Source organism: Gemmata palustris, from assembly GCF_017939745.1.
GTDB lineage: Bacteria > Planctomycetota > Planctomycetia > Gemmatales > Gemmataceae > Gemmata > Gemmata palustris.
Genome location: NZ_JAGKQQ010000001.1, coordinates 936,311 through 958,609 on the forward strand (window position 1 = coordinate 936,311; position 22,299 = coordinate 958,609).

22 protein-coding genes are annotated in these 22,299 nt (G+C 67.8%); 21 read left to right on the top strand and 1 reads right to left on the bottom strand.

From position 1 onward, the window contains the following. The first annotated feature begins 197 nt into the window (after nucleotides 1-197). From J8F10_RS03810 to J8F10_RS03910, 21 genes are all read left to right on the top strand, one after another. Nucleotides 198-776 carry a hypothetical protein gene (locus J8F10_RS03810; RefSeq protein ID WP_210652544.1) on the top strand — a complete coding sequence of 193 codons (579 nt, stop codon included), beginning with the start codon at nucleotides 198-200 and terminating at the stop codon, nucleotides 774-776. Between the two features lie 204 nt (nucleotides 777-980). Continuing rightward, nucleotides 981-1,586, top strand: a complete 606-nt coding sequence (locus J8F10_RS03815; RefSeq protein ID WP_210652545.1) for a hypothetical protein — start codon at nucleotides 981-983, stop codon at nucleotides 1,584-1,586. A 267-nt stretch (nucleotides 1,587-1,853) separates the two neighbouring features. After that, complete coding sequence (locus J8F10_RS03820; protein ID WP_210652546.1) at nucleotides 1,854-2,726, top strand: hypothetical protein; 873 nt, start codon at nucleotides 1,854-1,856, stop codon at nucleotides 2,724-2,726. A 35-nt stretch (nucleotides 2,727-2,761) separates the two neighbouring features. Further along, the gene (locus J8F10_RS03825) at nucleotides 2,762-3,301 is read left to right on the top strand and encodes a hypothetical protein (protein ID WP_210652547.1); all 540 of its coding nucleotides are present in this window, start codon (nucleotides 2,762-2,764) and stop codon (nucleotides 3,299-3,301) included. A gap of 29 nt (nucleotides 3,302-3,330) precedes the next feature. Then, a complete protein-coding gene (locus J8F10_RS03830; RefSeq protein WP_210652548.1) occupies nucleotides 3,331-4,050 on the top strand; it encodes a redoxin domain-containing protein in 720 nt (239 codons plus the stop codon). Further along, nucleotides 4,047-4,892, top strand: a complete 846-nt coding sequence (locus J8F10_RS03835; protein ID WP_210652549.1) for a hypothetical protein — start codon at nucleotides 4,047-4,049, stop codon at nucleotides 4,890-4,892. Before J8F10_RS03830 ends, J8F10_RS03835 begins: the two co-directional genes overlap by 4 nt. Further along, nucleotides 4,889-5,659: a DJ-1/PfpI family protein gene (locus J8F10_RS03840; protein ID WP_210652550.1), complete on the top strand. Its 771-nt coding sequence runs from the start codon at nucleotides 4,889-4,891 to the stop codon at nucleotides 5,657-5,659. The genes J8F10_RS03835 and J8F10_RS03840 overlap by 4 nt, the downstream gene beginning before the upstream one ends. An 18-nt stretch (nucleotides 5,660-5,677) precedes the next feature. Next, nucleotides 5,678-6,670: a DUF1559 domain-containing protein gene (locus J8F10_RS03845; protein WP_210652551.1), complete on the top strand. Its 993-nt coding sequence runs from the start codon at nucleotides 5,678-5,680 to the stop codon at nucleotides 6,668-6,670. Further along, nucleotides 6,667-7,077, top strand: coding sequence for a hypothetical protein (locus J8F10_RS03850; RefSeq protein WP_210652552.1), 411 nt, complete (start codon nucleotides 6,667-6,669; stop codon nucleotides 7,075-7,077). The genes J8F10_RS03845 and J8F10_RS03850 overlap by 4 nt, the downstream gene beginning before the upstream one ends. A 61-nt stretch (nucleotides 7,078-7,138) precedes the next feature. Further along, on the top strand, nucleotides 7,139-8,173 hold the full coding sequence (locus tag J8F10_RS03855; RefSeq protein WP_210652553.1) for a DUF1559 domain-containing protein: 1,035 nt from the start codon (nucleotides 7,139-7,141) through the stop codon (nucleotides 8,171-8,173). Nucleotides 8,174-8,243: 70 nt separating this feature from the next. After that, nucleotides 8,244-9,218, top strand: coding sequence for a DUF1559 domain-containing protein (locus J8F10_RS03860; protein ID WP_210652554.1), 975 nt, complete (start codon nucleotides 8,244-8,246; stop codon nucleotides 9,216-9,218). Between the two features lie 97 nt (nucleotides 9,219-9,315). Further along, entirely contained in the window at nucleotides 9,316-10,323 is a 1,008-nt protein-coding gene (locus tag J8F10_RS03865; protein WP_210652555.1) for a DJ-1/PfpI family protein, read from the top strand. Between the two features lie 87 nt (nucleotides 10,324-10,410). Then, complete coding sequence (locus J8F10_RS03870; RefSeq protein ID WP_210652556.1) at nucleotides 10,411-11,379, top strand: DUF1559 domain-containing protein; 969 nt, start codon at nucleotides 10,411-10,413, stop codon at nucleotides 11,377-11,379. A 63-nt stretch (nucleotides 11,380-11,442) separates the two neighbouring features. Then, on the top strand, nucleotides 11,443-12,852 hold the full coding sequence (locus tag J8F10_RS03875; RefSeq protein WP_210652557.1) for a hypothetical protein: 1,410 nt from the start codon (nucleotides 11,443-11,445) through the stop codon (nucleotides 12,850-12,852). Beyond that, nucleotides 12,849-13,835, top strand: coding sequence for a redoxin domain-containing protein (locus tag J8F10_RS03880; protein WP_210652558.1), 987 nt, complete (start codon nucleotides 12,849-12,851; stop codon nucleotides 13,833-13,835). The genes J8F10_RS03875 and J8F10_RS03880 overlap by 4 nt, the downstream gene beginning before the upstream one ends. 617 nt (nucleotides 13,836-14,452) lie before the next feature. Beyond that, complete coding sequence (locus J8F10_RS03885; RefSeq protein ID WP_210652559.1) at nucleotides 14,453-15,673, top strand: hypothetical protein; 1,221 nt, start codon at nucleotides 14,453-14,455, stop codon at nucleotides 15,671-15,673. Next, entirely contained in the window at nucleotides 15,624-17,099 is a 1,476-nt protein-coding gene (locus J8F10_RS03890; protein ID WP_210652560.1) for a hypothetical protein, read from the top strand. The genes J8F10_RS03885 and J8F10_RS03890 overlap by 50 nt, the downstream gene beginning before the upstream one ends. Nucleotides 17,100-17,343: 244 nt before the next feature. After that, a complete protein-coding gene (locus J8F10_RS03895; RefSeq protein ID WP_210652561.1) occupies nucleotides 17,344-17,604 on the top strand; it encodes a helix-turn-helix transcriptional regulator in 261 nt (86 codons plus the stop codon). 2 nt (nucleotides 17,605-17,606) lie between these two features. Next, nucleotides 17,607-17,921: a helix-turn-helix transcriptional regulator gene (locus J8F10_RS03900; protein WP_210652562.1), complete on the top strand. Its 315-nt coding sequence runs from the start codon at nucleotides 17,607-17,609 to the stop codon at nucleotides 17,919-17,921. An 80-nt stretch (nucleotides 17,922-18,001) separates the two neighbouring features. After that, on the top strand, nucleotides 18,002-20,488 hold the full coding sequence (locus J8F10_RS03905) for a DUF3854 domain-containing protein (RefSeq protein ID WP_210652563.1): 2,487 nt from the start codon (nucleotides 18,002-18,004) through the stop codon (nucleotides 20,486-20,488). Nucleotides 20,489-20,491: 3 nt separating this feature from the next. After that, nucleotides 20,492-20,860 carry a hypothetical protein gene (locus tag J8F10_RS03910; protein WP_210652564.1) on the top strand — a complete coding sequence of 123 codons (369 nt, stop codon included), beginning with the start codon at nucleotides 20,492-20,494 and terminating at the stop codon, nucleotides 20,858-20,860. Nucleotides 20,861-21,230: 370 nt separating this feature from the next. On the opposite strand, the gene J8F10_RS38385 is transcribed toward J8F10_RS03910, so the two are convergent. After that, nucleotides 21,231-21,443, bottom strand: coding sequence for a hypothetical protein (locus J8F10_RS38385; RefSeq protein WP_246522865.1), 213 nt, complete (start codon nucleotides 21,441-21,443; stop codon nucleotides 21,231-21,233). Between the last annotated feature and the right edge of the window lie 856 nt (nucleotides 21,444-22,299).

Consider the following 22,299-nt stretch of genomic DNA (forward strand, 5'->3'; position numbering starts at 1 on the left):
CGCTCGATTCTCGGGGTTTCGACACGGTAACGGAGTGCGTTTGGGCCTTTCGGGAGCAAGACGACGCACACAATCGCACCCCGTGGAATCGACGGAACCTGCATGCTGAATTGGACTTGGTGGCGGCGCGGGGCGATGGATTGGTGCTCAGCCCGCAATTGATTTCGGAGAATCCGAGCACGAGCGGAGGGCGGGCGATGGGCGGAACGTTCAGCGGGTACCGCGGGTCGAAGAAGCGCGTGGTCGAGTCCTGCGACGCGCTCGATACCGCCGACCTCAAGCGCTGGGGGATGCTGGTTCGGGGAACGGACCGGGCCGGTGTTCTGGACTGGCGGCGCGGCGGTGAGGAGAAGCCGTCGTCCTCCGTCGCTTACGTGCTCGCGGCCGGAGCAGAAAACGGCGTGCTCCGGTTGCAGTACCAGATCGGCCCGCCCGCGGAGTCCCTCGATTACGCGATCCGGTTGGTGACGACGGGGTGCCACCTGGGTGGGGTGCGCTGGTGGTTTATATGCCCACTGGTGAGGGACGGTGTGGCATGCGGGCGCCGGGTCCGGAAGTTGTACCGGCGCGGGAAATACTTCGGGTGCCGGCACTGCCACAGCCTCGCGTACCGGAGCACTCAAGAGAGCGACAGTCGGGTGTACGCGGCTCTGCGGCGCGGGGCACACCTCCACGAGTTCGGGGACGTTCGCGGAATGTCGGTTTCGCAGCTCGGGCTCGCGCTCAAGGTGCTGACCGCCGGGCAGAAGCGCCTTGAGCGGTTCATCCGCCGGTGACTGAAATAGTGAATTATTGGGCGTTAATCGGGTGTGAAAATCGTGGGAGAGACGCCCACCGACACTCCAGCGGAAAAGAAGTGAGGTTCAGCGGAACTAGCCGCTCGGCAGTCCGCATTGTAAGACTGACGCTTGATGTATTAAGCGCGAGGCGACGCGATGCGAACGGGCGGCGGGAGGCGCGGACTAGCAGTTGTGACACTCATGTGTCATCTGCTTTCCGCGTTTGGCTTCCCGTTGCTTGGGTCGTCTCCGAAAAAGGGTGACGTTCCCTTCCCGTGCCAGTCTCGTCCGTGCGGGTGCCTCACGGCCGATGAGTGCTGGAAGGGCGACTGCTGTTGCTTCACCCTTGAGGAAAAGCTGCACTGGGCCGGGGAGAACGGCATTGTTCCGCCCGCTCACGTTCGTCCGCTGGTCGAGGCCCGCAAGGCGCGACCGGCGCCGCCCCTGAAAAAGAAGAAGTCGTGCTGTTCGGAAGCCGCATCCCCGCCCGAAGTACCCGGCGCGTGCGCGGCAGAAACTGTTGCCGATTGTTCTCAGTGCGCCGCCAAGCCCTCATCGAATTGCCGCGAACGAAAGGCGCCTAGCGAAGACCGCGCCTCCGGCGTTCGGTGGGTGATCGGCGTCCACGCCAAGAAGTGCCGGGGCGATGGCCCGGCGGGGTTGTTCCTGCTCGACCCCGGCATCGCCTCCGATCCGGCCCTGCCCGTCTTCCCCGAACCCGAACGCTCCGTTCACCCCGCCCCGCGTTCGGACCGCGCCGGCCCCACGTCCCACCGCCCGCCGACACCGCCACCGCGACCGTTCTAGCCCCATCAAACCGAACTCACACGCCACGAACCCCGCCGGGCCATCGTCCGTCGTCGGACCGGCGGTGCGTCCTCGCGCCGCCGCGTCCGCGGGCCGGTAATCGCACCCGCACCGCGTTCCCGCACGGACGCGGCCCGAGGTGCTTCCGCGCCCGTCCGTCGGCGTCCCGGGTTCCCGCGTCGTCACCGTGACCGTCCCGATCCGCCCGCGCGGCGCGTCGGGTCGATCTCCATGCGCACACGCATACGACAAAGCACGGAAATACACATGAACACCGCAAAACCGCAGGACTATTTCCCCGACCGCCGACAGGCGCTGCGCGAGCTCGCGCTGGCTTCGTCACTCGGCGCGCTGCTCACCCACGAGGTGCTTTGGCCCGACCGGGGCGCTCTGGCCGCCGACCCGAAGGCGCCGGCCGGTGACTGGGGCACCGTCAAGGGTCGGATCGTCTGGGACGACTCGGCCAAGCTGCCCGAAGTGCGGGAGGTGGATTTCGAGAAGGCAAAGGTGGGGGGCGACGACCTCAAGTTCTTCACCTCAAAGGGCAAGGTGTCTTACGAGGACTGGATCATCGACCCCAAATCGAAGGCCCTCCAACACGTCTTCGTCTGGCTCCGCCCGGACTCCACCGACCGGAACCCGGACCCGCTCCCGGTTCACGCCGATCTCAAGGAAGCGAAGGCGGTCGAGGTGGTGATGGACCAGGAGCCGATGGGCTACCGGCCCCACGCGCTGGCCCTGCGCGCCGGGCAAACGCTGGTGGTCAAGAACACGTCCCCGATCTTCCACTCGCTCGTGTGGACCAGCGACAACAACGGGGACGGGAACCGGGCCATGCCGAAGGACTCGGAGGTCAAGTTCGAGAAGCTCAAGGCGGAGCGCATCCCGATGCCGTTCTCGTGCGCCCCGCACCCCTGGGAGAAGGCGTGGGTACGGGTGTTCGACCACCCGTACTTCGCGCTCACCGGGCCGGACGGGAGGTTCGAGATCAAGCTCGCCCCCGCGGGCAAACGGCGCCTCACAGTGTGGCAGGAGACGCTCGGGTTCAAGGGCGGGACCGCGGGCCGGTTCGGTCAACAGGTTACCGTCGAGGCCGGGGCGACACTCGACCTCGGTGATCTGAAGGTGAAGCCGGTCTGACCCCGTGCGTGCCCGACCCGTTCCCCGGAGCCACCATGTGTCGCACGGCCCTGGTCTTAGCGATGGTACTCAGTGCCGGTCCGGTCCGCGCGGCCGACCCGCCGACGGCGTCGTTCACGCGCGCCGACGGGTGGGTGAACTTCACCCTGGAGCGGAACGGCGCGCCCGTCGTCGGGGCGCGCGTCACGGTTCTCACCGGTGCCAGGGTCTGGGCGTCCGGCGAGACCGGCCCGGCCGGGGGCGGCACGTTCCCGCTCCCGGTCGGGCGGGGCGACTGTCAGGTCGTGTTCAACCTGGGCCTGGGGCCGTCCGCCCCGGTCCCGCTGACGTTCTCCGCTGACGGCACCGTAACCCCGCCCCGCGCCCCGGTGCTGGGTGCCGCCGAGTGCTGTCAGCCCCCGGAGCGCACGCCACCGCCGCCGCCTTCAGACCGATCCGCTCCCGTAGTGCCGTGGCACCTCCGGCTCGCCGGCGCCGGCGCGATTGCGGTACTCGGGAGCGTGTGCTTGGTAGTCGTTTGGTGCCGTGCGCGGCGGCCGACCCGGAACTATCCCCAACACGGAAATACAAAATGACCCCTTTTGTTACAGGACCGATTCACCCGTTGCCCCGCTTCGCGACGTCTGTCGCGTTGATCGCGGCCCTCGCACTGGTCACCGGGTGCGCGGATCGCGCGCACCCGACGCACGGGACCGGGGCCGACCCGGACGTCGCGCGCGAAGCGGCCGAGTACCTGCGCGCGAAGCGCGTCGAGCCCCTCTCCGGGCCGCTCCAGGCGCTGCTCGCGGACCCGGAGAAAAAGTCGGTTCCGACCGCCCCCCACGCGCTCCTGAACCAGACCGCCCCGACTTTCGTGCTGACCGGTTCGGACGATCGCCCGGTCGATCTGGGAGACGTGCTCGCCCGCGGCCCCGCGGTCCTGGTCTTCTATTACGGGTACTCGTGCGACCACTGCGTCGCCCAACTGTTCGGCATCGAGAAGGACCTGCCGTACTTCACCGAAGTGGGCGCAACGGTCGTCGCCGTGAGCCCGGACCCGCCGGCGCGGACCCTCAAGCGGTACGCCGAGTACGGGGCGTTCCACTTCTCGGTGCTGAGCGACCCCGAACGGGCCGTGGCCAGCAAGTACGGGGTGTTCCGACCGGCCGCCGGTGATTTACCGAAGTGGCAGGCCCACGGAACGTTCGTGGTCGGCCGGGACCGGCGGGTGCGGTGGGCGAGCACCGGGGACGAGCCGTTCACCGACACGACCACGCTGCTCCGCGAACTCGCCGCGAGTGAGGGGCGGTACGCCGCCGCGCCGCCGAAGGGAGGGACGCCGTGAGCACGCACCAGCACAACGCGGCCGGCGGCGGTTCGCTCCCGGCCCCGCCACTGATCGGCACCTACGTGCCCCCGGACGTGCGCGAAGGGGACCGGGTGTACTGCCGGTTTCGCAAGGGGTGGTGCCGGGTCACGGGGTGGAGCCCCGGGCCGATCCGGTGGCCCCGGGTTCAGCAGATCGGGGTCCGGGGGCGCCCGGGCTTGCTCGTCGATGTGACCCTGGAGCGCGCGATCCGCACCGAATCGGCCCTGGCCCTGGCCCATTGGCTCGGCCTGAGCCCGAAGCCGGTGACGTGGTGGCGCCGGGCGTTCGGGGTCGCGGGGCACGTCGGGACGCCGGGAACGCGCGAGCTCCAGTGCCAGAAACGAGGGGCGCGCTCCACAGTGATCCGGCCCCGGCCGGAGGGGGCACGAGTGGGGGCCGGCGGGGCACGTGTCGCGAGTACCGAATCCCCTCGGCCCGAGCCGCACTCGACCCGACCGGGGCCGATCGGGCATTTTGGCAAGCGCGCGTGGAGCGCGGCCGAAATCGACCGGTTGGGTACCGATATGGACGAAGTGGTCGCGGCCGCTCTCGGGCGCACCGCTGCGGCCGTGAGACGGCAGCGGTGCGCCCGGGGCATTCCACCGTTCCTCCGTGCGGCCGTGCGGCCCAGGCCGTGGGCGGCAAATGAAGTCGCCCGACTGGGCACCGATGTGGACGAAGCGGTCGCGACCGCTCTCGGGCGCACCGTCGTCGCCGTGATCTCGAAGCGGATCGCGATGCGCATTCCGCCCGCGCGCGAACCCGCAACCCGCGGCCGCTCGCGCCCGTCAGCCCGTTCCACAGGAGCCCTCGCATGACCCGACGTGACGCGATGAAGGTTCTGGGCACCGCGGTCGTTGCGCCCGCGGCCGCGGCGCCGGTCCGTGCGGCCGACGCGAAGAAGCCGCGCGAGATCCTGATGCTCGTGTACCCGAAGTTCACCGCACTGGATCTGGTCGGCCCGCAGCACGTGTTCTCGCTGCTCGGACCGGAGTTCAAAACCCGCCTGGTGTGGAAAGACACCAAGGAGGTGGTGTCGGACACCGGCATCCCGGTTCGCCCGACCGCGACCTTCAAGGAATGCGCGGAGGAACCGGCGGTGGTGTTCGTGCCGGGCGGCACCGATGGCACTCTGGCCGCGATGGAGGATAAAGCGGTGCGCGAGTTCGTGGCGGCGCGCGGGGCGAAGGCCACGTTCGTGACCAGCGTCTGCACCGGGGCGCTAGTCCTGGGGGCCGCCGGGCTGCTCACGGGTTACAAGGCGACGACGCACTGGCTGGCGCTGGACGCGCTGAGGGGGTTCGGGGCCGTGCCAGTGGCCGAGCGGGTGGTGACCGACCGCAACCGGGTGACCGGGGCCGGGGTGACCGCCGGCATCGACTTCGCGCTGACCCTGGCCGCCAAGCTCAAAGACGAGAAGTACGCGAAGGCGATCCAGCTCATGAGTGAGTACGACCCGCAGCCGCCGTTCCCGAAGGACGGCAACCCGTTGTCCGCCGACGCGGACAACGTGAAGTTGCTCCGCGCCATGACCGTCCCGTTCAACACCAAGCTCGACGCCGCCATCAAGCGGCTCGGCAAGTGACCCACACGAGGAGGCACCATGAAAGTCACACGCACGGGCTTTACGCTCATCGAATTGCTCGTCGTGATCGCGATCATCGCGGTCCTGATCGGGCTCCTCCTGCCCGCGGTCCAGAAGGTCCGGGCCGCGGCCGCGCGGATGAGCTGCTCCAACAACCTCAAGCAGATCGCCCTGGGGCTGGCGAACTACGAGGCGGCTCTGAGCGAGTACCCGAAGGCGATCTACGGCCACCCGCCGGCCGACGCCGCGGGCGAGAAGAGCGGCAGCCCGTTCACCAAACTGCTCCCCTATGTCGAACAGGACGCGCTCGCCCGGCGGTACGACTGGAACCAGCACTGGTGCGACGACGGGGTCAACCAACAAGTCGCCTCGGTGCCGGTGAAGACGTACCAGTGCCCGGCGGCCGTCGGACCACGGACGATTACGGGGCTGGCACGGACCCCGTTCCTGGTGCCGTACAACCCGTCGCGGGACGACAACGTGGGCGGCGTCGGCGACTACGCGCCCCCGTTTTACACGCGGGTGGCGGTCTCCCTCCCGGTGTACCAGGGCGACCCGTATGTGGTCGGCGCGCTGTCGCCCATCAACTCCTTCTTCGCGGTGCGCAAGCCCACTCTGGCGGCGGTCACCGACGGCACCTCGAACACCGTCGCGTTCTACGAGCGGGCCGGCGGAGCCCAGCACTGGGTCAAGGGGCGGATGGTGGCCGACGGCGACCCCACCGACGCCCGGATGACGAGCCTGTACGCTCCGTGGGCCAGCTTCGGCGGTTGCGACTGGGCCGTGTACCGCGCCGACGGGACCACCGAAGTCGCCGCGGACGACCCGCTCGCCACCTGCACGGTCAACTGCAACAACGCCAACGGCGTCTACGGCTTCCACACCGGCGGGGCGAACGTGGCGTTCCTGGACGGCTCGGTCCGGTTCGTCCGCGAGGGCCTCGACCGACAACTCTTGCTCGCGGCGATGAGCCCGGCGGCCGGCGAAGTTCTGTCCGGGGGGGACCTGTGACCCGCACACTCGGAGCGGTGGGCGCGGCCCTCACGTGCGCCGCGGTCGTGTGCGGGTGCGGACCGGGCGAGCCGCCGCGCGTCGCGGTGTATCCGGTTCGCGGGGAGCTGTTCGTCGGTGGCAAACCGGCCGCCGGAGCGGTCATCGTCTTTCACCCGACGGGCGATCCGGCCGCCCCGCGCCCGCGGGCGACCGTCGCCGCCGACGGCGCGTTCCGCCCACAGTTCCGCGACGACACCGAGGGCATACCCGCCGGGGAATACGTCCTGACCGTCACCTGGCGGGAGGCTCCGATTGGGATGTCGCCCGACCGGCTCAAGGGAAAGCACGCTGACCCCGCCAGGCCGGTCGCCCGGGTGACGGTCGGGCCGGGGGAGAGCGTCATCCCGGCGATCCGTCTGAAGTAGCGCGGCGCGGGCGGCGCGCCGCCCGCGGTTTTGATGCCCCGACTCACACCAGGGATACACGATGCGCCTTCGATCCGCATTCACATTGATTGAGCTGCTCGTGGTGATTGCCATCATCGCCATACTCATCGGCCTGCTGTTACCCGCGGTCCAGAAGGTCCGCGCCGCGGCCGCACGTATGAAGTGCCAGAACAACCTCAAGCAGTTGGGTTTGGCGCTATACAACCACGATAGTACCTATCAGAAGCTCCCGAGCGCCGGGACCCGGGGCGGGGCGTCCGCCGGGCTAACGGCCAGCACATATGCGTTCTCGGTCCAGGCCCGGTGCCTGCCGTTCGTCGAACAAGAGAACCTGCAGAAGCTGATCGACTTTACGCAGCCGGTACTCGGCGGCTCACCGCTCGGCTTCACCAATCCGGCGGCCAAGGTGGTCGTCTCATTGCTCATCTGCCCGAGTGATTCGCAAGCCCCCCTTGGAACGGTCGGATCGTTCGGGACCAACCTGGCCGGGACCAACTACATGGCGAACACCGGTTCCGGTACCACGGACGGGACGACCCGGGCTTACTACGACCCGGCGTTCCCTACCGACGGTGTGTTCTGGTTCGACTCCTCCGTCCGAATCACTGACATTACCGACGGCACCTCGAACACCGTGATCTTGTCCGAATCCCTGCTCGGCCCGGGGGGTACCGCGGCAACCGGGCCGATGAGCGGCCTGCCGAAGCCATATCGCGTGGCGGCCGCCTTGAGCGCCGGTCGCAGTCGCGTCGGGACGGCCCCGGGCGGGGTGAGCCCGATGTTCACCGAGGGCGACATCCAAGGGGCCACGTCCTGGGACGGGACGCGGGGGTTCCCGTGGATCTGGGGGCAAGCGAGCGCCACCCTGTTCAACGCGTACCTGTTGCCGAACAGCCCGTCACCGGACGGGCTCGCGCACAACCGCGGGTGGTTCGCGGCCCGCAGCGCCCATACCGGTGGGGTGAACGTGTGCCTGGGGGACGGGAGCGTGCGGTTCGTGCGCGACTCGATCTCACTCGATACCTGGCGTGGGTTGTCCACGCGCGCCGGCAGCGAAGTGCTCGGGGATTACTGACCGCGAGCGAGCGGGCCGGGAGCTACGTGGCCCCGGCCCGCCCCTTTCACTCACACCGAAGAGTCACACCATGACGAAACGAACGGGTTTCACGCTGATCGAGCTGTTGGTGGTGATCGCAATTATCGCGATCCTCATCGGGCTGCTCCTGCCGGCCGTGCAGAAGGTGCGGGAGGCCGCGGCCCGTATGAAGTGCCAGAACAACCTCAAACAACTGGGACTTGCCCTTCACAACTACGAGTCGAGTTACTCAATGCTGCCACCGGGCAGTTCGGCAAATCCTTTAGTGTTTTCCGCCCAATCGAGGCTACTCCCCTACTTGGAACAAGCCAACCTTCAGAACCTGCTGAACTTCTCCGTCCCGCCGCTGTTATCTGTAAGTTCGTCGGGGTACGACTTAACAGCGATCACTCAGAACGACAACGCCGCGAAACAAAAGCTCCCGATACTGCTCTGCCCGAGTGACGGTCAGCGCGTCACGGGGTCCGACTATGGAGGCATCAGCTACCCCGCGTGCTATGGCTCCGCAATCAACGGGACCACGTCCGAAAGTGACGCCGCTTTTGCCCGGCCGAGAGATGGCGCGGACGGGGTCATCGTTTCTCGACAGTCCTATCGCTTTGCGGACATTACCGACGGGCTCAGCAATACCGTCGTCTTTGGCGAGCAGTTACTGGGTGATGGTGCCGATGCCGCTCCAACAGCCAACGACTATCGCCGTCGGGTGCTCCTGTTGAGTGGTGGGGCACAAACTAATCCCACGAACTGTGCGGCCGGTGCGACCTGGTCGGGCGGGCGGGGCGACAAGTGGATCTGGCACGCAAACACGCTCTACAACCACTATTACGGGCCGAACGCCAAATCCCCCGACTGCCACACCAGTTCTCGAGGCTATTTCCTTACGAGCGCCAGGAGCGCACACGTCGGCGGCGTACAGATCGCCCTGTGTGATGGGAGCGTGCGGCTCGTCCGCGACTCGGTCCAGATCGACACTTGGCGGGCGCTGTCCACGCGCGCCGGCGGCGAGGTACTCGGAGACTTCTGACACGGTTCCGGATCGCCCCGGGCCGTTGAAAACGTCGTAACTGGGGTAAGCCCTAGATCACCCGTTTCTGACCCAAACCCTACCAAGGAGATGTTCGATGATCCTGCCACGCATCGTTCCCGCTCTTACGGCCCTCGTCGTGATGGCCCCGAGCTGGCTCGCGCTCCCGGACCGCCCCAGTCGCGCTGATGAAAAGGTGCAACCCGCGAAAGACGCGGGCGAACTGGCCCTGACCGGACTCGACCCGGTGCCACTCACACGGGGCCAGGAGATCAAAGGGGACGCAAAGTTCGTGGTCGTTCGTAAGGGGCTGCGCTACCTGTTCGCGAACGAACAGAACCGGGCCGCGTTCGAGAAGGAGCCCGAGCGGTATGAGATCCAGAACGACGGCCAGTGTACGTCCTCGCCCGTGACGAAGGGCGACCCGAGTGTGTTTGCGGTTCACAAGGGGAAGATCTACGTGTTCTTTTGCGAGCACTGCCGGGCCGGTTTTTTGAAGGCCCCGGACGAGTACACGAAGCCGCGAAAGAACGTGGCGATTTTCGTTCACGACGGGGTGGAGTTGCTCGACTTCGCTGGTCCCGGAGAGGTATTCGCCGCGGCAGGATCGGGCCGGGCGTTCAAGGTATTTACCGTCGCGGCCGGGGCCGGCCCGATTACGAGTCAGGGGTTCCTCAAGGTCACGCCGAGTTACACATTCGCCGACTGTCCAAAGCCCGACATTATTGTGCTCCCCGGCGGTGCGACCGGGAACGCGCTCAAGGATGAGCGGGTCGTCGAGTGGGTGAAAAAAGCGTCCTCGAACGCCGAGGTGACGCTCTCGGTCTGTACTGGTGCGTTCATCCTGGGCCGGGCCGGGCTCCTTGACGGCAAGAACGCAACCACGCACTGGGCCTCGATCGAGCGCCTCAAGAAAGAATACCCCAAGACGACCGTTCACGCAGACAAGAGATTCGTGGACAACGGCAAGATCGTGACCTCGGCCGGTGTGTCGGCCGGTATCGATGCGTCGCTTCACGTGGTCGAGAAGTTACACGGAAAGGAAGAGGCCGAGAAAACTGCGCGCTACATGCAGTACCGGCGCGAAGCACCCGGCGCGAAATGATTCGGCCGGCGGAAACCCACCCATCGCCCGTACTGCTCCCGCTCCACTGTGGAGCGGTTCTCGATTCATCCCCAGAGACGCACACCTATGAAGATCCGACGCAACGGTTTCACGCTGATCGAGCTGTTGGTGGTGATCGCAATTATCGCGATCCTCATCGGGCTGCTCCTGCCGGCCGTACAGAAGGTTCGGGAGGCCGCGGCCCGCATGAAGTGCCAAAATAACCTCAAGCAGCTCGGTCTCGCTGCCCACAACTATGAGGGGGCGATGGGTCAATTCCCGGCCGGGGCGACCCAAAACCTCAGCCAGTGGGCGTTCTCGTACCAGGCCCAACTACTGCCCTACGTCGAGCAAGATAACCTCCGCCGGCTCGTTGATTTCACCCTCCCCCTGACGCTCGGGTCCGGGGGCTCGCAGACCCTCAATCCGGTACACCAGACGGCCGCTAAGTCACCGGTCACCCTGTTCCTCTGCCCGTCCGACTCCGGCCCGCCGGTGTACCAGAACAACGCGGCGGACTGGACGCCCAACAACTATATGGTGAACATGGGGACCGGTATCACGATCCAGTCGCTGGCCAACCCGAACGACGGCCTCGTCTGGTACACGGCCAAGCTCCGTATCACCGACGTCACCGACGGTACGTCGAACACCCTCCTCATGGCCGAAGCGATCCGCGGGAACAACGTCCAGACTGAACCGGCCTCGGTCCCGGTCGATCCGATCCGCCAGTACGCCAGTTTCGGCGGCCAAGGAGCATTACTCGATGACGCCACCTGTGCCACCAGTACGCGGTGGGCCGGAAACCGTGGTAGCAGTTGGCTGTGGGGTCGAGAATTTAACGTCTGTTTCACCACCACCCATAAACCGAACCAACGGACCACCGACTGCGCCCGCAGCGGGGCGGGATTCTACAAGGCCGCAAGTTTCCACTCCGGTGGGGTGAACGTGCTCCTGTGCGACGGCAGCGTCCGATTTGTTCAGGAAGCCATTGACCTCAACACCTGGCGCGCGGCTTCGACCCGCACGGGTGGGGAAGTGCCGGGCAACTTTTAACCCTATTTGGGGGCTCCAAGATGTCCCTTGTTCTCGCACAACTTTGACGGAGGCGATTTCACCATGAGTGCCACTTCGACTTCTACCCGCTCCGGTTGGGTGAAATACTTGGCTCTGCTCGTTTTGGCGGCCGGAGGTCTCGGCGGCGGATTGTTCCTAGCAGGTCAATCCCCGAATCCGCCGCCCGGGTCTTCGGCCGAACAATCGCCTACCGACGGGTCGGCCCAGACGTCCCCGCAGCGATTCCCACTTACTGCAGCCGACGCGCCCGACACCCTTGAGGCTCCGGTCCTGGCAGCCGACGCGACGGGGCGCGCGTATGCTGCGTGGGCGTCACGAACCGGCGACAACGAGCGCACGTTGTTCCTCGCCCGCTCTGAACCCGGCCGCGCTTTCGACGCTCCCAAGATCGTAGCACGGTCCGGTGTCTTCAAAAGCGTGTCGCAAATGAAGGGGAAAACGGTGACGCGCGAGCTTCGGATGGTGCCCCATCTATCGGCGTTCGGCCAAACGCTCCAACTCGCTTGGACCGAAACGCTCCCCGGCGGCACGGGCGTGCGAACGGTGGCGACCAAATCAGAAGACAACGGTGGCACCTTTGCTCCGCTGATCCCGCTCCATCAAGGAACCGGCGCGCGGCCCACTTTCACAGCCTTTACGTCCGGTCCTGACGGGGCGCTCTTGGGATCGTGGTTGGACAACCGGAACGGCGCGCAGCAGTGCTACGCGGCGGTTCGGCGCCCGGGGCAAACGACCTTCGACCCCGAACTTGTGGTCCACTCCGGTGACGACGCCAAAGGGGTCTGCCCGTGCTGCCCAACGGCGGCTCTCTTGACCACGGACGGCACGGCCTATGTTGCCTTCCGTAATGTGGCGAACGGGTTCCGCGACATCGCTATTGGAGTAAAGAAGGCGGGGGCGACCGGGTTCGATTTGCACCTTGTGGTGCCGCCGACTTGGGAGTTCAACGGGTGCCCGCACGACGGGCCGTCATTGGCCCGCGTCGGCGACACACTGCACGTCGTTTGGATGGACGCACGCACGGGCTCGCAACGGTGCTATCACGCTTCGGCCAAACTAGCAGATATGGTGTTCACCGCGCGGGAGCTCCATCCCGGCGCGATCGGCACGCAGGGGAACGCCAAACTTTTCTTGGACGCCGCCGGGACGTTGCACGCGGTTTGGGAGGAGAGTATGGGTCAAGAAGCACCGCCGGAGGGCGGTCACCGGCACGAACCGGTTGCTCCGAAGCCCGGCGGTGGCGGTGGCCGGGCGGTCATGTACCGCGCCCTCCCGACCGGAGCGACACAATTTGGCGAAGCCCGTGCAGTAGCTCCGAAACCGGGGGCGTTTCAAACACGTCCGGCTGTTGCGGTCACGTCCCAAGGGGACGTCCTAGTGGCCTGGAACGAACTCGACGAAGCCGGCAAAGCCGTGATCGTGACCCGGCTCGGCGCGATTGGAGGGAAATGATGAGGCGGCTCTCGTTCCCATTGGCGGCGGCCGCCGTGGTGGTCGTGATGGTCGGCATCGGTTGGGGGTTAGGTACTTGGCGGCGACAGCCGATTTCACGAGCCGAGCAGTCCGCCCCTTCGTCGGCCCTGTCCGCGAGTGCAAGCGCGAACCGTGGCCCTGTAGTGTACCAGGTGTACTGCGCGTCGTGTCACGGACCGGACGGCCACGGAGATGGAAGTTCCGCCGCGACGTTGAAGCCCCCGCCCCGTGACTTTGCCGCGCGCCCGTGGCGGTTCGAGCCGACGGTGGATGTCATCCGTCGGGTGACCCTCGACGGCATCCCCGGTACCGGGATGGCATCCTTCCGCACGCTGCCCACGGCGGACCTTGATGCGGTCGTCGCACACGTTCACCGACTGGCAACGAGCGGCCCCCTCGTCCAGCGGGTACCTACCGAGGACGAGCGGCTCCTGGCGTCCGTCGGGTTCACGGACCTGAAGGGCACCTCCCCGCCCCCGCTCGTCCTGACCAACTCGTCCGGTCGGACCGTGAAACCTTCGGAGTACGCTGGCCAACTGGTGCTTGTACACTTCTGGGGCACCACTTGCACGCACTGCATTAAGGAAATCCCGGCCCTCGAACGGTTGGAACGCCAATACAACGGGCGGTTGAAAGTGCTACACGTCTGCACGGATGAGGACGACCCGACAACCGCGCAGAAGTTCCTCGACCGCGTGACGCCCGGTGCAACGGCCTTGACCGAAGCAACGGGGTTGGGGTTGGCGCGCTACGAAGTGCAGGCGCTCCCCACCGTCTGGCTAATCGCCCCGGACGGAACCGCTATCGGGCGCAGCTGTGGTGCGCGGGATTGGACCGCTGAGGCTCAGACTAAATTAATTTCGCGCTGGCTCCCGCCTGTACCCAAAGAAGAGCCCATGAAGCTTCATCGATCGCGTTCGTGGATCTTGCAGATACACGGCTATATGTTCAGTCAAACATAGATCGATTTCAAACCAGCGGACAGTGAGTCCACTTCGTGCGAGGCGGAGATGGACTAACCATTGCGGCGAAGAAAGCGACGCCGCACAACTGCAAGTGGAAACCAGAGCCGCTCGGTGAACTTGCTGGGCGGCTCAGATTACAAGTTGACGTTCATGGGACTAGAAGAGCGAGTCGAGGAAGCTGCGCGCTGGGAACGTATCTCGTTAGACGGATACAGTAAGGTCACGAGTGCCGAGCCGATGTGCGGCTCCGGTCGCCATAAGCACATTAAATCTGTCGACAACTTGAATTTCAAGTGTCACAATAATCATCCGGCGAGCCAAGCGGTCACCGCGCGCAGTACACCGGTCACAAACATGACGGCAACGACCAACACCATTGGGCGCCAGAGTCGAAGCGCTAACCATGTGGTACCGATAAATCATCATTCGACCCGAAATGCAGCAAAGGTGGTGCAGCACTCGTTGCGTGACGACATGAAGCATATGGAGGTTCGAAGCTGAAAGTCCGGTGAGAGGAATTGAGGGGAAAATACCGCGAATGCGCTTGGATAATTGAAATAAGTACACTAACATGGACGCAAGTCGATTAAATCCGGTTCTCGGGACGAGACGACATGGCGCGCCAGTACGCTCCGAAGGCCGTTCTGCGGCACCTCCCGCTCGACCTGATCCGCACGTTCCTCACCCAGAGTGACATCGCCACCGGGACCGATTGGGCGTGCCTGGTCGAGGGCGACACGCGCGCCCTGTGCCAGGCGTGGCTGGACCTCGCGCCGGGAGCGCGAGAGCGCGTCGAAGAGATGCTGCGCCACGTCCACGACATGGCGTCCGACGCGGGCGTCCGCGCGCTCATCGCCGAGGTCCGGTACCGGGGCCGGGACGTCACCGAGGACGTGGCCCAACTCCCCGGGCACCACGCCCGCGCCCTGTGGGTGCTCCTGAACCACGGACCCGCGTTCCACACCGCGCGCCAACTGCTCGCGGCCGCGTCCCCACTCGGGCGGTACTGGAACCTGACCACCGGGTTCGGCGGGCACCCGTATGATGCGTCCCCCCAGGCGGTCCAGCAGCTCCGGCTTGCGGTCGCGCGCCTGTACCGGGAGCAGGGGCGCGGGCACCAGTGCTCCCTGGACCGGTACGAGCGCCACGGGTCGCTGTACCTGTTCCTGTACCTGGACGACTACACCCAGACCCACATCGGGCACAACGAGCGCGGGCACTTGGTCCGGTACCCTCTGCGCCCCGCCTTCGAGGTCGTGTACGTGTACGACCGGGCCGAGGGGACGCTGGACCAGTACACGCACGGGGACCGGCGCTGGCGCCACACGGTGCGCGACCTGTTCTGCGAGCACGTGCTCCACCGCGACCCGCCGCTCGCCGCACCCGGGCGCCGCTCGTACCAGCTCAACGGGCTTATCGACCGCACGTTTCCGGTGGCACCGGACCCGGCCAACGGGATCAACGGGGTCACGATCCGGCGCCTGCGCGTCGGCTCCATGTGGACCCCGGAGCGGCGCGTGGTACTCGAGGCCGACCCGAGCCGCGCGGGGGACGTGTACGACATGCTCGACCTGCACTTCCCGATCGACCGGTTCCCGCGCGACGAGTTGCGGGTGAGCCAGGTGACGTTCACGGTCCGGTACGTTCCGGCCGGTGCGGAGCGCGAGCGGTCCCTGACGTTCGACGTGTCGGCCCCGGACGCGTGCAACCTGAAGAGCATGCCCGACGACCAGCGTGCGATCGGGGAGCGGTGCCTGCGGCAATGGGGTATTCTGGGGGACGGCCGTGACGACGAGTCCGACGACGGCGATGCTCGCCCGGGCCGAGTGGCCTGACCCGACCCTCGACGCGCGGGCGGTGGCGTGGTGGCCCGCGGGCACATTCGATGAGCTGGTCGCGCGCGGGTTGCTCGCCGAAGTCGGACCGGCCGGGGCCGCGGCTTGCGACGCGTGCGCCGGCGATCACGTCGAGCCCGTGCGCTGGGTGCGGGAGCCCCAACTTCCTCCGCGCGCGTGCATTTCGTGCCCGGAGTTCGGTGTGGTCTGGCTCGACCCGGCCGACCTGCGCCGGTGGGTCGTTCGGCTCCGGACCCTGGCGCGGCTCGTCACGGGAGCGCTCCGTGCGTCGGGTGAGGTCGTCGAGCGGGTTCCGGGCCGGGTGTGGAAGCTCGGAACGGTGCGCGCGAGTGGGCGGTCTTGGACCGGGTTCCTGGCCGTTGGGCTCACCCGCCCCGACGCCGCGGCGGTCATCGAGTCCGTGCCGGAGCTGCGGTCCCCAAACGCTCTTGTATTCGTCCCATCAGCCGTTCCCGCTTCTTCGCTGTGGGCACCCGATCCCAAACCCACGGTGCTGGCCCTGTGCGATCTACTCGCCCCCGGAACGGACCCGTTCGCACTCGATCGGGATACGTTCACAGCGGCCCTTCCGCCCGGCGAACGGTCCAAATCGAAGGGGCCGGCGCGCACGTTCGTCGCGCCGCCCGGCACCACCTGGGACCGGGTCGAACTGCTCGTCGGGGAGCACGACGTCCGGGTCCGGGCCGGCGCCACCGTCGAGCGGTTCGGGTTCGCCGAAGCCGGGTTCGAGGACGGGCGCAAGCGTGACGTGCCCGATGACGTGTGGGCCGTGCTCCGGGTGCTCGCGCGGCTCGGCGGGGCGCTGGGGACCGGGGACCAAATCACCACCAAGGGCAACGACCTCAAACAGAAGGTGAGCACTCTGCGCGAGCGCCTGCGGGCGCTCGTGGGGCTCGACGGCGACCCGTTTCACCGGACGCCCCGCGGGCGCCCGTACCGCGCCCGGTTCGCGATCCGCAGCGCCGGGGCGGCCACGTTCCCCGCCCCGCCCGGCGCGACCTGGGACGACGTCACCGTAACGGAAGTGGAACCCGGAATCCTCGCGATCGCGGTGGCAGTTGAGGCGCGCGGGGCCGAGTACGTCCGGGGCGAAGAAGACGGCGATCCCGGCCGGTGGGAAGGCACGACCGGCGCGCGCGACCACCAGATCCACTACACCCTCGCGGATCTCGGGCTCACTGGTCCCGGCGATACCGTGGAACCGGCCGGCGAAGCACTGTTAGAACTTGTGCGCGGCCGCGGGCGGTTACCGCGGCCGGCCGGGGACGAGAGCCTGAGTGCCCTCGGGGACGCCCTGGCCCGATTCTTCCGGTTCGACGGCCCGCCGCTCACGTTCGATCGGAAGCGGCACCAGTGGACCGCCCGGTTCGAGGCCGCGTCACTCGTGCCACCGTTCGATCGGTAATCAATTACCGACGGCCGGTCCGCGTCCCGCCGCATTTTCCCCATTTCTCCGCCGGCTGATTTCGCACTTTCCCCCGGCTTTTTCGCCCCCGCCCGCGGCCCCGGGCGGCTTTTTTTGCGCCGTGCGTGATTGATCACCGGTAATACGCACCGGCCCGCACGCGGCCCCACCCGGTGGCACGCGCCACCGCTCGGGATGCCGGGTACCGCCGCGGGACCGGGTTCCATTTGAGGAATTTTGAGCCATGACGCACGCGACCGACCCGGGAACCGAAGCGTCGACGCCGGGCGCGGAGGGGCTGTTGATCGACATCGGCCAACTGGCGGTGCTGTTGCGCCGCTCGGTGGCCTCGCTCGAGCGCGACCAGGCGGCCGGGCGCCTCCCGGCCCAGGTGTACGTGGGCGGCTCCCGGCGCTGGCGCCGGGCCGAAATCGTGGCGTGGGTCGCGGCCGGGTGCCCGCCCCGGGACCGCTGGAACGAGATGCGGATCGCGGGGGGGAAATAATCGTGGCCGCCGAATCAACACCGAACCACGAGGACCGGATGAGCCCGCACACCGTACCGCCCGCAACACCCGCGCGCCGGAAGCCCCGGCCCCCCGGCCTGCTCCGGCGCGTCGCCGCGGCCCGGTTCTGTGGGGTCGGGGCCTCGACCTGGGACCGCTTGAGCGCGGCCGGCTTGACCCCGGCCCCGATCCGCCTGGGCGGGTCCGTCGGGTGGTCCCGGCGCGCGCTCGCGCGGTGGATCGACCACGGATGCCCGCCGCGCGCCGAGTGGGAGCCTGTCTGGGCCACGATCCTGCGCGCCCGCCGGGCCTCCTGACCCGAACCGTTCACCCCAACGAAGCAACAACGGGCCGGGTGCCCGCCAAGACGCCCCGGCCCGTTGGATAGGAACCGACTATGGATAGTGTACCCAACGATCGGGACATTGGGGAGACCGGGTGCCCGGCGCTGCTCCCCCAACACCTCGACGACCTGCGCGCGTCGGGGCTGTCGGACGCGCAGGTCCGGGCCGCGGGGGTGTACTCGGAACCGGACCCGGGGGCCGTCGCCGCGCTCCTCGGGTGGAAGCACCCGGCGCCCGCGCTCGGCCCGTGCCTGTGCTTCCCGTTCCTCGACCCGAGCGGAGCACCGGTCGGGCACGTGATGGTCAAGCCGGACCACCCGCGCCAGAAGAACGGCAAGGCGATCAAGTACGAGTCCCCGCTCGGGAAACCGCTCCGGGCGTATTTCCCACCGAGCACGCGCGCCGCGCTCACCGATTCTTTGGCCCCGCTCCTGGTGACGGAAGGGATGAAGAAGGCGATCAAGGCGGACCAGGACGGGTTCCCGTGCGTCGGGCTGGCCGGGGTGTACGGGTGGTGCCGGAAGCGCACGGTCGGGCCGGACGGGAAGAAGACCGGGGCACGGGAACTGATCCCCGATCTCGCTGCGGTCGCGTGGCGCGGGCGCGCGGTCACGATCGCGTTCGACTCGGACCGGGCGACCAACCCGGACGTGGCCCGGGCCGAGCGGCACCTCGCCGAAGCCCTGACCGCGGTCGGTGCCATCGTGCGGGGCGCCCGGCTCCCGGGCGCCCCGCACGGGGCCAAGGTCGGACTCGACGACTTCCTCGTGGCCCACGGCCCCGACGCCCTCCGCGCCCTCATCGAAGGTGCCCGCGCGACCACGGACGCCACCGCCACGAAGGACGAGGGTACCAAGCCCCCGAGCGCGGCCGACGTGCTGACCGCGATCGGGTTGGAGCTCGAGTTGTGGCACGACCCGACCCGCAGCGCGTTCGCGAGCGCCGGGCCGCACTCCCACGCGGTCCGGTCCAAGGGGTTCCGGCACCTGCTGGTCCACACGTACCGGGCACGCACGGGCAAGGTGCCCAACGCCGAGGCCCTGTCCGCGGCCCTGGCCGGGATCGAGGCCGCGGCCCTGTTCGACGGCCCCGAGCGCGCCGCCCACGTGCGCCTCGCGGGGCACGCGGGCCGCGCGTACCTGCACCTCGCCAACGACACCGGGACGGTCATCGAGATCGACGGGGACGGGTGGCGCGCGTGCCCGGACCCGCCGGTCCGGTTCCGCAAGCCGGCCGGGATGCTCCCTCTACCCGACCCCGAACCCGGGGGCGCACTGGACCGGTTGCGTGAATTCCTCAACGTCCCGGACGCGAGCGGGTTCGCGCTGGTGCTCGCGTGGCTCACCGGGTGCTTCCGGCCCGACGGCCCGTTCCCGGCCCTGGTGCTCCTCGGGGAGCAGGGGAGCGCCAAGACCACCACCGGGCGCGTGGTCAAGCGCCTGATCGACCCGAGCGCGGCCCCGGTCCGGTCCGAGCCCAAGGAGGCGCGGGACCTGATGATCCACGCGCGCAACGCCTGGGTGCTCGGGTTCGACAACCTGTCCGGGCTCCCCGGGTGGCTCAGCGACGCCCTGTGCCGGCTCGCGACCGGGGGCGGGTTCTCGACCCGGGAGCTGTACACGAACGACGACGAGACCATCTTCGACGCCAAGCGCCCGCTCGTGGTCAACGGGATCGAGGACTTCATCACCCGTGCGGACCTGTTGGAGCGGTCCGTGCTGCTCCGGCACCCGCCGATCCCCGAGGACAAGCGGCGCCCGGAATCGGAGTTCTGGGCCGCGTTCGAGGCCGCGCACCCGAAGCTCCTCGGCGCGCTGTTGGACCGGGTGTCCGCGGGGCTGCGGGAACTACCGCGGGTGAAGCTGGACCGGTTGCCGCGCATGGCCGACTTCGCCTTATTCGCGGTCGCGTGCGAGCGCGGGACCGGGGAGCCGGACCGGTTCCTCGGGGCCTACGCGGACAACCAGGCCGGGGCACACGAGCAGGCGCTCGACGCCTCGCCCCTGCCGGGCGCGCTCGTGGCCCTTATGGACGGGCGCACGAGTTGGGAGGGAACCCCGGCCGAGTTGTTTGCGGACCTGTCCCGGTTCGCGCCGGTGCCGGTCCCGAAGGACTGGCCTAAGAAACCGAACGTGATGACCAACAAGCTGCGCCGGCTCGCCCCGAACCTGCGGAAGGTCCACGGGCTGTGTGTCGAGGACGGGCGCGCGAGCGGGGGCGCGTCGGGCGGGAAGCGGTCCCGGTTCGTCCACGTCACCCGGGCTCCCGAAAGCGGGCGGGAAACACCGTCCCCCGCGTCCCCCATCGACCCGGCACGCGCGGGCGCCCGCGATTCGCAGCGTTCTCGCGGGGACGATCCCGGGGGACGGTACGACCCGCCATCGCCCGACACCGTCCCCGTGGACCGTCCCCGCGAGAACGCACAGGATTACGGCACTTCGCGCGCCCACGGGGACGCCGGGGACGCGGGGGACGATGTTTCCCGCCCACCCTCCGGGCGGCGCTACCGGAACAACGACACCCCACACGAGGCGCGCTGAATCATGAGCACCACGACAACCGCGCGCACGGCCCGCGCCCTGCTCGAATCGCTCGGGCCGTGTACGCCAGCACTCGACGGACCTGACCTGGCGCTCGGGCTCGACCCACCAGACGCACTCGAACCGCTGTTGCGTCTGCTCCACACGGGCGTTCGCGCCCAACTCGCCGGGCGCGCGTGGTACGGGTGCGCGGGCGACACGGGGCGCGTGGTCGAGTTGAACCCGGGTCAACCGATCCCGGACGGGATCACGCTCCTGTGCGTCGCGGGCGATGCGCGCTGGGACCGGATCGGCCCGGCGGCCCGCATCGACGCGCCCGAACTGTTCGCCCCGACCGCGTCGATAGGTTCTTCCCGGCGCCGGCTCGGGTGACGCTGTACCGGGAGCACGCGGGGTTAGAGACACAGTAACGGTCCGCGCGGCGCGCGAAACAAACTGTGTCCCCGAGCCCGAGTGTTCCCCGTGGGGCGCCCGTCGCGCCACCCCGCGGAAGGACCCGCGAACCGCTACCGCCCTGGCGCGCTCGGCGCGCGTCGGGTATACTGCAACCGCCTTTGGTCGGCGTCGGTGGAGTGCGACCTGAGAACCGCACCCGCCGCGCCGCCCGTTCTCAGAAAGGTACCCGCTACATGGCCTCGCTGTTCAAGCCCACCCGCCCGTACCCGCTCCCCGCGAACCCCGAGATCGTCGAGAAGGACGGCAAGCCGCACGTGCGCTTGAAGGAGCGCGGCAAGTCCGTGCTCTACCCGGTGTCGGAGAGCGGGAAACAGTACCTCAAGCCCGCCGCGAAGTGGGCCGCGGACGTGCGGTTCGCGGACGGCCGGCGCAAGCGCGTGCGGTTCAGCCCCAACCGTGACGCCTCCGCCGTCATGCTCGCCGACTTGTTGAAGAAGATCGAGAACGAAAAGGCCGGGGTCGTAGATCGCTTCGCCGACCACCGCAAGCGGCCCCTCACCGAACACCTCAACGACTGGGAAAAATCTCTCGGGGCGAGTGGGCGCAGCGAGGAGTACATCACTCTAAAGCTGACCCGGGTGCGCAACGCATTTGACGGATGTGCATGGGTGCTCTCCGGCGATATGGCGGCGGACGGGCTGGAAACGTTTCTCCTCGACTTGCGGGAGAAACACCAACGGAGTGTACAGACCTCGAACGACTGGCTGCAGGCGGTCCGCCAGTTCATTCGTTGGATGGTCGCTAATGAGCGATTCGACCGCGACCCGTTCACTCGCTTGAAGCCCGGTAACGCGAAACTCAACCCGTGCCGCCGGCGTGGGGAGTTCACGGTCGTGGAAATCGGGGCGTTACTCGACACGACCGCGGCAAGTACCGTAACATTTCGCGGGCTCACCGGAAGCGATCGGCGAACACTCTACCGTGTTGCCCTTGGCACGGGCTTCCGCGCCGCAGAACTGGCCGCTCTGGTTCCCGACTACTTCGATCTCGACTCGAGCCCACCGGCCGCGATCCTGCCCGCCGAATTTACGAAGAACCGCAAGGGCGCGGTACAGCCCCTCTCCGTTGAATTGGCCGACGAATTACGGATCTTCCTCAAGGGGAAGAAGAGGAAAGAACCGCTTTGGCCGGGTACTTGGGTGGACCGCTCCGCCGACATGCTGAAACTCGACCTTGATGCCGCCGGCATTCCCGTGCAGATCAATGGCCCGGAAGGTGACGAGGTGAGGGATTTTCACGCCTTGCGAAACTGTTACATTTCGGACGTTCTTCGCACTGGTGCGGACCTGAAACAAGCGATGACGCTCGCGCGTCACAGTGACCCGCGGTTGACGACTTCGCGGTATGCTCGCACC

Coding starts and splice junctions, on each gene's coding strand:
- J8F10_RS03870 (WP_210652556.1), top strand. CDS start 10,411: ATGAAGATCCGACGCAACGGTTTCACGCTGATCGAGCTGTTGGTGGTG.
- J8F10_RS03855 (WP_210652553.1), top strand. CDS start 7,139: ATGCGCCTTCGATCCGCATTCACATTGATTGAGCTGCTCGTGGTGATT.
- J8F10_RS03905 (WP_210652563.1), top strand. CDS start 18,002: ATGGATAGTGTACCCAACGATCGGGACATTGGGGAGACCGGGTGCCCG.
- J8F10_RS03820 (WP_210652546.1), top strand. CDS start 1,854: ATGAACACCGCAAAACCGCAGGACTATTTCCCCGACCGCCGACAGGCG.
- J8F10_RS03910 (WP_210652564.1), top strand. CDS start 20,492: ATGAGCACCACGACAACCGCGCGCACGGCCCGCGCCCTGCTCGAATCG.
- J8F10_RS03840 (WP_210652550.1), top strand. CDS start 4,889: ATGACCCGACGTGACGCGATGAAGGTTCTGGGCACCGCGGTCGTTGCG.
- J8F10_RS03865 (WP_210652555.1), top strand. CDS start 9,316: ATGATCCTGCCACGCATCGTTCCCGCTCTTACGGCCCTCGTCGTGATG.
- J8F10_RS03880 (WP_210652558.1), top strand. CDS start 12,849: ATGATGAGGCGGCTCTCGTTCCCATTGGCGGCGGCCGCCGTGGTGGTC.
- J8F10_RS03825 (WP_210652547.1), top strand. CDS start 2,762: ATGTGTCGCACGGCCCTGGTCTTAGCGATGGTACTCAGTGCCGGTCCG.
- J8F10_RS03815 (WP_210652545.1), top strand. CDS start 981: ATGTGTCATCTGCTTTCCGCGTTTGGCTTCCCGTTGCTTGGGTCGTCT.
- J8F10_RS03845 (WP_210652551.1), top strand. CDS start 5,678: ATGAAAGTCACACGCACGGGCTTTACGCTCATCGAATTGCTCGTCGTG.
- J8F10_RS03810 (WP_210652544.1), top strand. CDS start 198: ATGGGCGGAACGTTCAGCGGGTACCGCGGGTCGAAGAAGCGCGTGGTC.
- J8F10_RS03895 (WP_210652561.1), top strand. CDS start 17,344: ATGACGCACGCGACCGACCCGGGAACCGAAGCGTCGACGCCGGGCGCG.
- J8F10_RS03875 (WP_210652557.1), top strand. CDS start 11,443: ATGAGTGCCACTTCGACTTCTACCCGCTCCGGTTGGGTGAAATACTTG.
- J8F10_RS03860 (WP_210652554.1), top strand. CDS start 8,244: ATGACGAAACGAACGGGTTTCACGCTGATCGAGCTGTTGGTGGTGATC.
- J8F10_RS03885 (WP_210652559.1), top strand. CDS start 14,453: ATGGCGCGCCAGTACGCTCCGAAGGCCGTTCTGCGGCACCTCCCGCTC.